This window comes from Pseudomonas sp. Pmew2 (assembly GCF_058129885.1).
Window position 1 is genome coordinate 4,624,978 of sequence record NZ_CM176702.1, and the last position, 14,083, is coordinate 4,639,060.

Sequence of the window (14,083 nt, forward strand, 5' to 3'; positions counted from 1 at the left end):
CCGAAACCTTAAACAGCCATCAGATCAGCTTCTTTCTGCTTGACAGCAACTTCGATTTCAGCAACGAATTTGTCAGTCAGCTTTTGCACGTCGTCCGCCGCGCGACGCTCTTCGTCTTCGCTGATTTCCTTCTCCTTGACCAGATCTTTCAACTGGCTCAGGGCGTCACGACGAATGTTGCGTACAGCAACACGAGCGTCTTCAGCGGCGTCGCGTGCCTGCTTGGTGAAGCCCTTGCGGGTTTCCTCGGTCAGAGCAGGCATGGAGATCAGCAGCAGCTCACCCAGGTTGGTCGGATTGAAGCCCAGACCTGAGCTCTGGATAGCCTTGTCGACAGCAGCAAGCATATTACGCTCGAACGCCACGACCTGAAGAGTGCGCGAGTCCTTGACGGTCACGTTGGCAACCTGACTCAGCGGCGTATCGGCACCATAATAAGGGACCATGACACCACCCAGAATGCTCGGGTGCGCCTTGCCGGTGCGGATTCGGGTGAACGCGTGGTTCAGCGACTCCAGACTCTTCTGCATGCGGGTCTGAGCGTCTTTCTTGATTTCGTTGATCATTGTTGGGCTTCCTCGATCAGGGTCCCTTCAGCGCCACCATGGACGATATTCAGAAGGGCACCCGGCTTGTTCATGTTGAAGACGCGCAATGGCATCTTGTGATCGCGACACAGGCAGATTGCGGTCAGATCCATCACGCCCAACTTGCGATCCAGCACTTCATCGTAAGTCAGATGATCGAACTTCTCGGCATTCGGGTCCTTGAACGGATCTGCGGTATACACGCCATCCACCTTGGTGGCCTTGAGCACTACATCGGCGTCGATCTCGATCGCGCGCAGGCAGGCAGCCGAATCGGTCGTAAAGAACGGATTACCCGTACCCGCAGCAAAAATCACCACTTCCTTGGCGCTGAGATGGCGCATGGCCTTGCGGCGATCATAATGATCGGTCACACCCAGCATGGAAATGGCCGACATCACGATGGCCGTGATATTAGCGCGCTCCAGCGCATCGCGCATTGCCAGGGCGTTCATCACAGTGGCCAGCATGCCCATGTGGTCGCCTGTTACCCGATCCATACCCGCAGCACTCAAGGCTGCGCCACGGAAAAGGTTACCGCCGCCGATCACCAGACCGACCTGAACACCGATACCGACCAGCTGGCCGACTTCCAGCGCCATACGGTCCAGCACCTTGGGGTCAATGCCGAACTCTTCCGAGCCCATGAGGGCCTCACCGCTGAGCTTGAGTAGAATGCGTTTATAGCGAGCCTGATAACCACTGCCCTGCTGAGCCATTGCGAATCTCTCCTGCGGCGTTTTCTGAAAAAAATCTGTGCTGGCTATTTCAAGCCTGCGCTTACTTTAGCTTGACGCTCTGCGAGCGTCGGGAGAATGCAGCCTTGTGAGCACAATCTCCAAGGAAAATTTCCTTTTCTCTTTCGACAAAGAGGCCGCACGCGTGAGCGGGCAGCCTCTTTGGGGCGACAGTTGAAAAACCGTCTTACTGCTTGGCAGCAGCCAGCTGTGCAGCCACTTCGTCAGCGAAGTTATCAACTGGCTTCTCGATGCCGTCGCCTACTTTGAAGTAGGTGAAGGAAACGATTTCAGCACCGGCTTTCTTGGCCAGATCACCGACCTTGACTTCCGGGTTCTTGACGAACGCCTGCTCGACAAGGCTGGCTTCAGCCAGGAACTTGGTGATACGGCCGCCAACCATTTTTTCAACGATTTCAGCTGGCTTGCCTTTGATCTTGTCTTCGTTCAGTTGCAGGAAGACGTTTTTCTCGCGCTCGATCGCTTCGGCAGACACTTCCGAAGGGAACAGGAACTCGGGGTTGCTTGCCGCTACGTGCATGGCGATATCTTTAGCCAGCTCGACGTTGCCACCTTTGAGGGTAACTACCACACCGATCTTGTTGCCGTGCAGGTAAGTACCTACAACGTCGCCCTCGATACGCTTCAGGCGGCGGATGTTGACGTTTTCGCCAACCTTGCCGACCAGCACCAGACGTGCAGCTTCCTGAGCTTCGATCAGCGGAGCGACATCAGTCAGCTTGTCAGCAAAGGCTTTTTCGACGCTTGCAGCAACGAAAGCCTTGAAGTCGTCCTGCAGAGCCAGGAAGTCGGTCTGCGAGTTGACTTCGATGATGACAGCAGCCTTGCCGTCATCCTTGATGGCGATCGCGCCTTCAGCAGCAACGTTGCCTGCTTTCTTGGCGGCCTTGATCGCGCCGGAAGCACGCATATCGTCGATTGCTTTTTCGATGTCGCCGCCAGCCTTGGTCAAGGCCTTTTTGCAGTCCATCATGCCTTCGCCGGTACGCTCGCGCAGTTCTTTGACCAACGCTGCAGTAATCTCTGCCATTTCAAAATCCTCTTGGATAGGTCTTCAACCATTCCACCCGGCTCGCCGGGCGTGCAATTCTTGAAAAATCAGGGTGGCAGCAACACATGACAGCAAGGTCATGGCTACAGACCGACAAATCATTTCCTAGGTGGCAAAAAGGGGGCTAAGCCCCCTTTTCGCGTACTGAGTAAACGCCAGGCGTTTGTACTCAGCCTTCTACAGCAGCTGCAGCTGGAGCTTCTTCGACGAATACGTCGGTGCCGCCAGCAACATTGTTACGACCACGGATAACAGCGTCAGCCATCGAACCCATGTACAGCTGGATGGCGCGAATGGCGTCATCGTTGCCCGGGATGATGTAGTCAACGCCTTCCGGGCTGCTGTTGGTATCGACAACGCCGATAACCGGGATGCCCAGCTTGTTGGCTTCGGTGATCGCGATGCGCTCGTGATCAACGTCGATAACGAACAGTGCGTCTGGCAGACCGCCCATATCCTTGATACCACCCAGGCTGCGATCCAGTTTTTCCAGATCACGGGTGCGCATCAGGGCTTCTTTCTTGGTCAGCTTGGCGAAAGTACCGTCTTCGGACTGTACTTCCAGCTCGCGCAGACGTTTGATCGACTGACGGATGGTCTTGAAGTTGGTCAGCATGCCACCCAACCAGCGATGGTCGACGTACGGCGAACCGCAACGTGCTGCTTCTTCAGCAACGATTTTGCCAGCGGAACGCTTGGTGCCGACGAACAGAATCTTGTTTTTGCCCGAAGCCAGGCGCTCAACGAAAGTCAGAGCTTCGTTGAACATAGGCAGGGTTTTTTCAAGGTTGATGATGTGAATCTTGTTACGCGCGCCGAAAATGTACTTACCCATTTTCGGGTTCCAGTAACGGGTTTGGTGACCGAAGTGCACACCGGCCTTCAGCATATCGCGCATATTGACTTGGGACATGATAGTTCCTTGATAAGTCGGGTTAGGCCTCCACGTATCCCAATGACCAACCAATGGCATCTGCCAAGGGCACCCAGGTCATCGTGTCGACACGTGTGTGGGTTTGTGCTTCAAGGACGGACCTTGGAAAGCGGCGCATTTTATATCACAAAAGGGAAGAGAACGGAACTCCCATCAAGTTCTTGTTTTGCGGTGCTTTTAAAGCCGCATCCGCTGCCTATATGAAGGAAGCGATGATTACCCGGCACCGGCGGTCTGATAGAATTACGCCTTTGCGCACCAACCGCGTGCCAGCCACGCCGAGAGATTCTGTATGACCATCACCCTCAAAACCCCGGAAGACATCGAAAAGATGCGCATCGCCGGTCGCCTGGCCGCCGATGTTCTGGAAATGATAGCGCCTCACGTAAAGCCCGGTGTAACCACCGAAGAGCTGGACCGCCTCTGCCACGATTACATCGTCAACGAGCAACAGGCCATCCCTGCCCCGCTGAACTACAAAGGCTTCCCCAAGTCGATCTGCACCTCGATCAATCAGGTAGTCTGCCACGGCATCCCGAGCGACAAGAAGCTGAAGAACGGCGACTCGCTCAACATTGACGTTACCGTCATAAAGGACGGGTACCACGGGGACACCAGCAGGATGTTCCATGTCGGCACCGTTCCGGTATGGGCCGAGCGTCTGTCGAAAGTAACTCAAGAGTGTCTGTATAAGGCTATCGAAATCGTCAAACCCGGCACTCGCCTGGGCGACATCGGCGCCGTTATTCAGAAACACGCTGAAAAGAATGGTTTCTCTGTGGTTCGGGAGTTCTGTGGTCACGGCATCGGCAAGGTGTTTCATGAAGAGCCGCAGGTCATGCACTTCGGCGAGGCTGGAACCGGTATCGAACTGCAGGAAGGCATGACCTTCACCATCGAGCCGATGATCAACCAGGGACGCCCTGAAACCAAGATCCTTGGCGATGGCTGGACGGCGATCACCAAGGACCGCAAGCTCTCGGCGCAATGGGAGCACACGCTGCTGGTAACCGCTGACGGTTACGAAATCTTCACTTTACGCAGTGACGACACTATTGCACAAAAAGCCCCCTGACCGGAGGCTGCACGACTGAACACCCGACCCGACATGAGGAATACTGCTCCATGCCGCAAGTAGATCCAGACTTGTTCGATCGTGGCCAGTTCCAGGCCGAACTGGCCTTGAAAGCCAGCCCCATCGCTGCGTTCAAGAAGGCTATCCGCAGGGCGAAAGACGTCCTTGATGATCGCTTCAGGTCAGGGCGAGACATTCGGCGACTGATAGAAGACCGGGCATGGTTTGTAGATAACATCCTGCAGAAGGCCTGGGATCAGTTCGAATGGAGCGAAGATGCCGATATCGCCCTGCTTGCAGTGGGCGGCTACGGGCGCGGCGAACTGCATCCGTACTCGGACATTGACCTGCTGATCCTGCTGGACAGTGATGACCACGAAATTTTTCGCGAACCTATCGAGCGGTTTCTGACACTGCTCTGGGACATCGGTCTGGAGGTCGGGCAAAGCGTGCGCTCTGTCAATGAATGTGCACAGGAAGGCCTGGCCGACCTGACTGTCATCACCAACCTGATGGAAAGCCGCACCATTGCAGGTCCCGAGCATCTGCGCCAACGCATGCTGGAAGTCACCAGTACGCAGCATATGTGGCCGAGCAAGGAGTTCTTTCTTGCCAAGCACGCCGAACAGAAAAAGCGTCATCACAAGTACAACGATACCGAATACAACCTGGAACCCAACGTCAAGGGCTCGCCCGGCGGCCTGCGCGACATTCAGACCATTCTGTGGGTTGCGCGACGCCAGTACGGCACGTTGAATCTGCATGCACTGGCAGGCGAAGGCTTCCTGCTGGGCAGTGAAAACGCCCTGCTGGCCTCCTCCCAGGAGTTTCTCTGGAAAGTGCGCTATGCGCTGCACATGCTGGCCGGACGATCAGAAGATCGGCTTCTGTTCGATTATCAGGTCCGCATCGCAGGCTTGCTGGGCTATGAAGACAGTGACGCCAAGCTCGCCATCGAGCGTTTCATGCAGAAGTATTACCGTGTGGTCATGAGCATCGCCGAACTCAGCGATCTGATTATCCAGCATTTCGAAGAAGTGATTCTTTCCGACGACAGCGGCACAGCGCAGCCGATCAATTCGCGCTTCCAGCTGCACGACGGCTATATAGAAGCCACCAACCCGAACGTTTTCAAGCGCACCCCGTTTGCCATGATCGAGATTTTCGTGCTCATGGCCCAACATCCCGAGATAAAGGGCGTGCGCGCCGACACCATTCGTTTGCTGCGTGAACACCGGCACCTGATCAACGATGATTTCCGTAACGATATCCGTAACACCAGCCTGTTCATCGAGCTGTTCAAGTGCGAGACAGGCATTCATCGCAACCTGCGCCGGATGAACCGCTACGGCATTCTAGGGCTGTATCTGCCGGAATTCGGCCATATCGTCGGGCAGATGCAGCATGACCTGTTCCACATCTATACCGTCGATGCGCACACGCTGAATCTGATCAAGCACCTGCGCAAGCTGCAATACACAGAAGTGTCCGAAAAATTTCCGCTGGCAAGCAAAATAATGGCTCGACTGCCAAAGCCGGAACTGATCTACCTGGCCGGGCTGTACCACGACATTGGCAAGGGCCGTGGCGGCGATCACTCGGAGCTGGGCGCAATAGATGCACAGGCGTTCGGTACGCGCCATCATCTGCCTGACTGGGACACCCGTCTTATTGTCTGGCTGGTGAGCAACCATCTGGTCATGTCGACCACCGCACAGCGCAAGGACCTTTCAGATCCCCAGGTCATCCACGATTTCGCCCAGTTCGTCGGCGACGAAGTGCACCTGGACTATCTGTATGTGCTGACCGTTGCCGACATCAACGCGACCAACCCGACCCTCTGGAATTCGTGGCGCGCCAGCCTGCTGCGCCAGTTGTACACCGAAACCAAGCGCGCCTTGCGCCGCGGCCTGGAAAACCCGGTTGATCGCGAGGAGCAGATTCGTCGCACCCAGACCGCAGCGCTGGACATCCTGGTACGCAACGGCACTGACCCTGACGATGTCGAGCAACTCTGGTCAGCGCTGGGAGACGATTATTTCCTGCGTCACACCGCTGGCGATGTTGCCTGGCACAGCGATGCCATCCTGCAGCAGCCAGCCGACGGCGGCCCGCTGGTGCTGATCAAGGAAACCACTCAGCGGGAATTCGAAGGCGGGACGCAAATATTCATTTACGCCCCTGACCAGCATGATTTCTTCGCTGTGACCGTGGCGGCGATGGACCAGTTGAACCTGAACATTCATGACGCGCGCATTATCACGTCCAGCAGCAAATTCACACTCGACACCTATATCGTCCTCGATAACGAAGGCGGTTCGATCGGCGACAACCCGGAACGCGTTCAGGAAATCCGCAACGGCCTGACCGAAGCGCTGCGCAACCCGGATGATTACCCGACGATCATCAAGCGCCGCGTGCCTCGTCAGCTCAAGCACTTTGCGTTCGCACCGCAAGTCACCATTCACAACGACGCCCAGCGTCCTGTGACGGTACTTGAACTGCTGGCACCTGACCGCCCCGGCCTGCTGGCGCGCATTGGCAAGATCTTCCTGGAGTTCGATCTGTCATTGCAGAATGCCAAGATTGCGACCCTGGGCGAACGCGTGGAAGACGTGTTTTTCATCACCGACGCGAATAATCATCCGCTGTCCGACCCACAGCTGTGCAGCCAGTTGCAGGACGCAATCGTCAAGCAACTGAGCGTCAACTCAGAGCCCGGCCATGATTTGCGAATCAGCATATGAGCACTCGGCCAAACGAATCGACTCAACGCAGTCCATTGAGGAACACTCCCCATGAATAACGCCATGCAACTGCTTCAGCCTTACCCTTTCGAGAAGCTGCGCGCCTTGCTGGCCGGCGTAACGCCCAACCCGGAAAAGCGCCCTGTTGCATTGTCGATTGGTGAGCCGAAGCACCGCTCACCCGATTTTGTGGCCAAGACACTCGCAGACAACCTCGATCAGATGGCGGTTTACCCGACCACGCTGGGTATCCCGGCGCTGCGCGAAGCCATTGCCGGCTGGTGCAACCGTCGATTCGGCGTACCACAGGGCTGGATCGATCCGGCGCGCAATGTATTGCCGGTCAATGGCACACGCGAAGCGCTGTTCGCCTTCACCCAGACAGTAGTCAATCGTAGCGATGACGGCCTGGTGATCAGCCCGAACCCGTTTTATCAGATCTATGAAGGTGCCGCCTTTCTGGCCGGAGCCCAGCCTCACTACCTGCCATGCCTGAGCGACAACGGTTTCAATCCCGATTTCGACGCAGTCAGCGCGGAAACCTGGAAGCGCTGCCAGATCCTGTTCCTGTGCTCGCCGGGTAACCCGACCGGAGCACTTATTCCTGTTGAAACCCTGAAAAAACTCATCGCCCTGGCCGACAAACATGACTTTGTCATTGCTGCGGACGAATGCTACAGCGAGCTGTACTTCGATGAGCAGGCTCCACCACCTGGCTTGCTCAGCGCCTGCGTCGAGCTGGGTCGCCAGGATTTCAAGCGTTGCGTGGTGTTCCACAGCCTGTCCAAGCGCTCCAACCTGCCGGGTCTGCGTTCAGGTTTTGTGGCAGGTGATGCCGACATTCTCAAGGCCTTCCTGCTGTATCGCACGTATCACGGCTGCGCCATGCCGGTACAGACTCAGCTGGCGAGCATTGCTGCCTGGAATGACGAGGAGCACGTACGCGCGAACCGTGACTTGTACCGTGAAAAATTCGATGCTGTGCTCGACATCCTCGCGCCAGTGCTCGACGTCCAGCGCCCGGACGGGGGGTTTTACCTGTGGCCGAATGTAGGCACCGATGATGCTGCATTTTGCCGAGACCTGTTCATCGATCAGCATGTGACTGCAGTACCGGGTTCGTACCTTTCCCGCGAGGTGGATGGCGTCAACCCGGGTGCCGGCCGGGTTCGCCTGGCGCTCGTTGCACCTCTGGCCGAGTGCGTCGAAGCCGCCGAACGTATCCGCGCATTCCTGAGCAAATAAACAGCGAAACCTCAGGAAGACAGCCCCGCCGCCTTTGATGTGTGGCGGGGGTAATTAGTTACCACCTGCTACACCTTGCACAAACGTACCTTCAACCTTCATTTTCCAGCCTTCCTGAAAGGAAGCGAACTACGATGAAGGTCGATCACATGTCCGCACCCACCACACAGAGCCTGAAGCTGCCTGCATCCTGCGCCATGCGCAGCGCAACGAATCATCAGGCCTCGTACGAAACCGCCATTCGCGAAAACCCCGCCAACGCAGCAATCACTCCTGCCTACGAATCAGGAGCACGCCATGGCTGCGAAGAGTCAACGCACATGGCGCGTCTTCTGGTTTCGTTCAGCAAATACTGGGCACGTGGGCGGACCCTGAAAATGCTTTTTCAGAAAGACCCTCCTGCCATTCTGACAACCCCCGTTGTCGAAGCTGCAAAGAAATGGCTGCCTCACATAAATCTGAAATTCGAGTTCGTGACAGGCGGGGCCAGCGATATCCGAATCGGTTTCAACGAGCATCTGAACTGGAGCGCCATAGGGACTGATGCCCTGTTGGCCGAGCAGAATGAAGCCACCATGGAATTCAACGTCAAGGAGCTGTTCACGGCAGACCTGAAACCCATGCCGGACTTGACGCGCATCGTGCTCCATGAATTCGGGCACGCCTTGGGAGCAGTTCACGAGCACCAGCATCCTCAGGCAAACATTCCCTGGAACGAACCGCTTCTACGCCCCCTGCTTTTACAATCCGGATTGACTGACGAAGAAATCAATACCAATTTTTTCGACAAGTACGAAGCTGCTGATTTCTACCATTCGGCTTACGACCGTGATTCCGTCATGCATTACGACATTCCCAACGGCCTGACCCTTGGCGACTTCGAAATCATCAACACTGGCAAAACGCTCAGCCCTAACGACATCAAAGTGATGGGTTCCATATACGGGGACCGGAAAAACTCAAAGTTCGAGGCGAACTGACAAGGCATCGTAAAGAAAATACTGATCGTCAGGCAGTAATGCGCAAGCAGTGCCTGCAATGCGCTGGCCGCTACCCTGCCGAATTAGCCAGCAACCGCATTTGAGACATCGCGCCACGTACTTCACCCCGTGTGGCGCGAGGGCTTTAGAGCGCTACCGGTCACTGTCGTGTTCGCAGTTTTTCCGCAACCCACCCGACCGCCCAGCTTACCGGGTCATGGGACTGCATGGGCAGCAACGGTTTTCCTTCACGTGCGGCCAGCCTGCCTTGCGTCTCAGCCTCACCATGAATCCAGATCGTACTTTGCTTGAATCCCTCGGCACGTTGACGTTCCCTGTAATAACGTTGCCGGACAAGCGCTTCTTGACGCTTCTTCTCTTGTTCAGACATAACGCACCCAGCCTTTAAATGGAAAGCAATAATTGCCCGCCCGGGCGTGCCACTCAAGCGTGGAAGGGTGAAGTTTTCTTAATGACAGTTAGGGTTATTATCTAGTTTTTGTTCAGTCTCTGTACCAGCGCTGTCATAACACGAAGCGGTCTGACGTGGCATAATACCCGGCTAAATTGCGAGGAGAGAAAGTGGGGAGTATCGAGCAAGATCAGCCACCCCACCCCAAAACGATGACTTACACTCTATTTGGCATCAAAGCCTGCGACACCATGAAGAAGGCCCGCACCTGGCTCGACGATAATTCCGTGAGCTACGATTTTCATGACTACAAGACACAGGGCATCGACCGGGAACACCTCGCGCAGTGGTGCAATGAACACGGCTGGCAGGTCGTGCTGAACCGCGCAGGCACTACCTTTCGCAAGCTCGATGACGGACAAAAGGCCGATCTCGATCAAGCGAAAGCCATAGAACTGATGCTCGCGCAGCCGTCCATGATCAAGCGTCCGGTGCTTGATCTGGGCAATAAAACCCTGATCGGCTTCAAGCCCGACCTGTATGCAGCGGCTTTACAGTAAGCCAGAGCGCTACTGAAAGCCCCTTGATAAAGCCAAGAGGTATTTACATGTCCACTACCCTGTTCAGCCTGGCCTTCGGCGTCGGCACTCAAAATCGTCAAGGCTCATGGCTCGAAGTATTTTACGCTCAGCCGCTGATCAATCCTTCCGTAGAACTGGTCGCGGCCATCGCGCCTGTTCTGGGTTACACCAACGGCAATCAGGCAATCACCTTCAATGTAGACCTGGCATACAAGCTGGCCGAGGCGGTCAAATCCGTGGACGCGACCCAGGCCGCGCTGCTGACTCGTCTGGCGGAAAGCCAGAAGCCGCTGGTTGCCACCCTGCTGGCTGAAGACGCAACCCTGACGTCGACTCCAGAGGCTTACCTCAAGCTGCACCTGCTGTCGCATCGCCTGGTCAAGCCACACGGCCTGAACCTGGCAGGTATCTTCCCGTTGCTGCCAAACGTAGCCTGGACCAGCCAGGGCGCGGTCGATCTCGCCGAATTGGCCGAACGTCAGCTTGAAGCACGCCTTAAAGGCGAACTGCTGGAAGTGTTCTCGGTCGACAAATTCCCGAAAATGACCGACTACGTCGTACCGAGCGGCGTTCGTATCGCTGACAGTGCTCGCGTACGTCTGGGCGCTTACATCGGCGAAGGCACCACCGTCATGCACGAAGGCTTCGTCAACTTCAATGGCGGCACCGAAGGCCCGGGCATGATCGAAGGCCGCGTTTCTGCAGGCGTATTCGTCGGCAAGGGCTCGGATCTGGGTGGCGGCTGCTCGACCATGGGTACGCTGTCGGGTGGCGGCAACATCATCATCAAGGTTGGCGAAGGCTGCCTGATCGGTGCCAACGCCGGCATCGGTATTCCGCTGGGCGATCGCAATACCGTGGAATCGGGTCTGTATGTGACCGCCGGCACCAAGGTCGCGCTGCTCGATGAAAACAACGAACTGGTCAAGATCGTCAAGGCACGCGAGCTGGCAGGCCAGAACGACCTGTTGTTCCGTCGCAACTCGCAGACCGGCGCAGTGGAATGCAAAACCCACAAGTCGGCCATCGAGCTGAACGAAGCACTGCACGCTCATAACTGATGCTGTGTGTGGGTTCAAGGCTGCGGCCTTGAACCCGCCTCCACACGCTGGACGAACAATGCCCCTCATTTCTCCCTGGCGTGGCGACTTCCCCGCTATCGCCGCCCTGCAACGGCAAGGCCAGACCTATCTGGACAACGCCGCCACCACGCAAAAACCCCAGGCGCTGATCGATGCCCTGACTCATTACTACGTCAACGGTGCCGCCAACGTGCATCGTGCCCAGCATCTGCCGGGCGCACACGCCACCCAGGCGTTTGAAGCCAGCCGTGGCAAGGCCGCGCACTGGCTGAATGCCGGCGAGAGCGGACAAATCATCTTTACCCACGGGGCCACTTCTGCGCTCAACCTGCTGGCCTATGGGTTGGAGCATAGTTTCACTGCGGGCGACGAGATCGCCATTAGCCCACTGGAACATCACGCCAACCTGCTGCCGTGGCAGCAACTGGCTCAGCGCCGCGGCCTGAAACTGGTGATACTGCCGCTCGATCCCGATGGTGTAATCGACTGCCATGCTGCGGCCAGTCTGATCGGCCCTCGCACGCGTCTGCTCGCAGTCAGTCAGCTGTCCAACGTGCTCGGCACTTGGCAGCCGCTCGCCCGCCTTATCGCACTGGCGAAAGCGCAAGGTGCGCTCACGGTCGTGGACGGATCACAAGGTGTGGTGCATGGACGCCACGATGTACAGGCACTGGGCTGCGACTTTTATGTGTTTTCCAGCCACAAGCTTTATGGTCCGGAAGGGCTAGGTGTGCTGTACGGACGCAGCGACGCGCTACCGAACCTGACGCACTGGCAGTTCGGCGGCGAGATGGTGCTGACCGCCGATTATCAACACGCGAAATTTCGCCCGGCCCCGCTGGGCTTTGAAGCGGGCACCCCGCCCATCGCCAGCGTGATCGGTCTGGGCGCTACGCTGGCTTACCTGGAAAGCCTTGATCATCAGGCGGTCGCGGAACACGAAGCAAATCTGCACCGTCGCCTGCTTGAAGGCCTGCAAAGGCGTGAAGGTATTCAGGTATTGGGCTCACCGGACCTGGCACTGGCCAGTTTCGTCGTGGACGGCATACACAACGCCGATCTGGCTCATTTGCTGACCGAACAGGGTATTGCCGTGCGCGCTGGTCGTCACTGCGCGATGCCACTGTTCGATACACTCGGTCTGCCCAGCGCAATTCGTGTTTCACTTGCGCTCTACAATGATTCAGATGACTTGCTGCGGTTTTTCAGCGCACTGGATCAGGCACTGGAGCTGCTTCGATGACTCTCCCCGCATTGGCGCAGACCGCGCTCGACAGCTTTTCCCAGCCACAGAGCTGGGAACAGCGCGCACGCTTGCTCATGCAATGGGGGGATCGCCTCCCCTCGTTGAGCGACGAAGAAAAGACGGACGACAATCTGGTACACGGCTGTGAAAGCAAGGTCTGGCTGACGGGCGAAGTCAGCGCAGGAGCCTGGCTGTTCCGGGCCAGCAGCGACGCCCGGCTGATTCGAGGTCTGGTGGCGCTACTGCTGGCCCGCGTTAACGGTCTGTCGGCCCCGGAGCTGGAAGCCGTGGACTTGTCTGACTGGTTCGATCAGTTGGGCCTTGGTCGCCAGCTCTCACCGTCACGCAGCAACGGCCTGAATGCCGTGCTACAGAAGATGCGTCAGCTGACTCAAGCCTGATCGGGCGTTGCAACCGCTGGCTTGACCCGCTCCGAAGGCCGTCGCGCACCTGCAACCAGCTTGTCCACTGCACGCGTGGCGGCGACCATGCCGAACGTGGCAGTGACCATCATCACCGCGCCGAAGCCGCCTGCACAGTCGAGCTTTACACCCTCACCGACGAACCTCTTTTCCAGGCAAATACTGCCATCAGGCTTGGGATAGCGCAGCTGTTCGCTGGAGAACACACAAGGCACGCTGTAGTGGCGGTTAGGCGTGCGCGAAAAGCCATAGTCGCTACGCAGGGTGGAACGTACCTTGGAGGCCAGCGGGTCGTTGAACGTGCGGTTCAAGTCGGCGATCTGAATCAGGGTTGGATCAATCTGCCCACCGGCACCACCGGTGGTGACCATCTGGATCTTGCGCCGCTTACACCACGAAATCAGTGCTGCCTTGGCGTTGACGCTGTCGATACAGTCGATCACGAAATCCATGTCCGGGGTGATGCACTCAGCCATCGTGTCGCGGGTCACGAAATCAGAAACCGCATGCACGATGCAATCAGGATTGATCGCGCGAATCCGCTCGGCCATCACTTCAACCTTCGGCCGACCGACTGTGCTGTCCAGTGCATGCAATTGGCGGTTGCTGTTGCTGACACAGACGTCGTCCATGTCAAACAGCGAAATCTCGCCCACACCACTGCGTGCCATGGCTTCCGCCGCCCACGAGCCCACGCCGCCGATACCGACCACTGCCACATGAGCCGCGCGCAGGCGCGCCAGGCCTTCAATGCCGTACAAACGGGCGATGCCAGCGAAACGTGGATCTTCTGCGCTCATGATCAATACCTCAAAAACCGGCGCGCATTATAGGGGTTTGTAGGGGGTTAAGGCACCCGGCTTGTCGCCCCGTCGAAATCAGGGCTGACGGGGCAAAAACTATCTCGGGCCTCTCATATAACCCCTTTCGCTCCGCGCAAAGCCTCTACAAACATATTTGTCC

At 57.1% G+C, this 14,083-nt stretch carries 14 protein-coding genes; 8 read left to right on the forward strand and 6 right to left on the reverse strand.

Annotation, left to right across the window (positions count from 1 at the left end; all coding sequences use genetic code 11):
• Positions 1 to 8: 8 nt before the first annotated feature.
• The 4 genes from frr to rpsB form a co-directional block, all read right to left on the reverse strand.
• Positions 9 to 566 carry a ribosome recycling factor gene (gene frr, locus AC4ANK_RS21365; protein WP_031596309.1) on the reverse strand — a complete coding sequence of 186 codons (558 nt, stop codon included), beginning with the start codon at positions 564 to 566 and terminating at the stop codon, positions 9 to 11.
• The gene (pyrH, locus tag AC4ANK_RS21370; protein ID WP_002554728.1) at positions 563 to 1,306 is read right to left on the reverse strand and encodes a UMP kinase; all 744 of its coding nucleotides are present in this window, start codon (positions 1,304 to 1,306) and stop codon (positions 563 to 565) included. The genes frr and pyrH overlap by 4 nt, the downstream gene beginning before the upstream one ends.
• Before the next feature lie 205 nt (positions 1,307 to 1,511).
• Entirely contained in the window at positions 1,512 to 2,375 is an 864-nt protein-coding gene (gene tsf, locus AC4ANK_RS21375) for a translation elongation factor Ts (protein WP_002554729.1), read from the reverse strand.
• 190 nt (positions 2,376 to 2,565) lie between these two features.
• Positions 2,566 to 3,309 carry a 30S ribosomal protein S2 gene (gene rpsB / locus AC4ANK_RS21380; RefSeq protein WP_002554730.1) on the reverse strand — a complete coding sequence of 248 codons (744 nt, stop codon included), beginning with the start codon at positions 3,307 to 3,309 and terminating at the stop codon, positions 2,566 to 2,568.
• A 313-nt stretch (positions 3,310 to 3,622) separates the two neighbouring features.
• Here rpsB and map point away from each other — a divergent pair, with 313 nt between their 5' ends.
• The 4 genes from map (at position 3,623) to AC4ANK_RS21400 (ending at position 9,377) form a co-directional block, all read left to right on the forward strand.
• Positions 3,623 to 4,405, forward strand: coding sequence for a type I methionyl aminopeptidase (gene map / locus AC4ANK_RS21385; RefSeq protein ID WP_002554731.1), 783 nt, complete (start codon positions 3,623 to 3,625; stop codon positions 4,403 to 4,405).
• Positions 4,406 to 4,455: 50 nt separating this feature from the next.
• A complete protein-coding gene (locus AC4ANK_RS21390; RefSeq protein ID WP_002554732.1) occupies positions 4,456 to 7,152 on the forward strand; it encodes a [protein-PII] uridylyltransferase in 2,697 nt (898 codons plus the stop codon).
• Positions 7,153 to 7,203: 51 nt separating this feature from the next.
• Complete coding sequence (gene dapC, locus AC4ANK_RS21395; RefSeq protein ID WP_002554733.1) at positions 7,204 to 8,397, forward strand: succinyldiaminopimelate transaminase; 1,194 nt, start codon at positions 7,204 to 7,206, stop codon at positions 8,395 to 8,397.
• Positions 8,398 to 8,531: 134 nt separating this feature from the next.
• Entirely contained in the window at positions 8,532 to 9,377 is an 846-nt protein-coding gene (locus tag AC4ANK_RS21400; protein WP_002554734.1) for a matrixin family metalloprotease, read from the forward strand.
• Between the two features lie 160 nt (positions 9,378 to 9,537).
• On the opposite strand, the gene AC4ANK_RS21405 is transcribed toward AC4ANK_RS21400, so the two are convergent.
• On the reverse strand, positions 9,538 to 9,768 hold the full coding sequence (locus AC4ANK_RS21405) for a hypothetical protein (RefSeq protein ID WP_004657963.1): 231 nt from the start codon (positions 9,766 to 9,768) through the stop codon (positions 9,538 to 9,540).
• 233 nt (positions 9,769 to 10,001) lie between these two features.
• Here AC4ANK_RS21405 and AC4ANK_RS21410 point away from each other — a divergent pair, with 233 nt between their 5' ends.
• The 4 genes from AC4ANK_RS21410 to AC4ANK_RS21425 are packed head-to-tail and all read left to right on the forward strand — an operon-like array spanning position 10,002 to position 13,099.
• Complete coding sequence (locus AC4ANK_RS21410; RefSeq protein WP_002554735.1) at positions 10,002 to 10,349, forward strand: ArsC family reductase; 348 nt, start codon at positions 10,002 to 10,004, stop codon at positions 10,347 to 10,349.
• Between the two features lie 47 nt (positions 10,350 to 10,396).
• Positions 10,397 to 11,431: a 2,3,4,5-tetrahydropyridine-2,6-dicarboxylate N-succinyltransferase gene (gene dapD, locus AC4ANK_RS21415; protein ID WP_002554736.1), complete on the forward strand. Its 1,035-nt coding sequence runs from the start codon at positions 10,397 to 10,399 to the stop codon at positions 11,429 to 11,431.
• Between the two features lie 58 nt (positions 11,432 to 11,489).
• Positions 11,490 to 12,695, forward strand: coding sequence for an aminotransferase class V-fold PLP-dependent enzyme (locus AC4ANK_RS21420; protein ID WP_460384542.1), 1,206 nt, complete (start codon positions 11,490 to 11,492; stop codon positions 12,693 to 12,695).
• Positions 12,692 to 13,099 carry a SufE family protein gene (locus tag AC4ANK_RS21425; RefSeq protein WP_002554738.1) on the forward strand — a complete coding sequence of 136 codons (408 nt, stop codon included), beginning with the start codon at positions 12,692 to 12,694 and terminating at the stop codon, positions 13,097 to 13,099. Before AC4ANK_RS21420 ends, AC4ANK_RS21425 begins: the two co-directional genes overlap by 4 nt.
• Here AC4ANK_RS21425 and tcdA read toward each other — a convergent pair.
• Complete coding sequence (tcdA, locus tag AC4ANK_RS21430) at positions 13,090 to 13,920, reverse strand: tRNA cyclic N6-threonylcarbamoyladenosine(37) synthase TcdA (RefSeq protein WP_031596301.1); 831 nt, start codon at positions 13,918 to 13,920, stop codon at positions 13,090 to 13,092. The genes AC4ANK_RS21425 and tcdA overlap by 10 nt on opposite strands.
• Positions 13,921 to 14,083 lie beyond the last annotated feature (163 nt).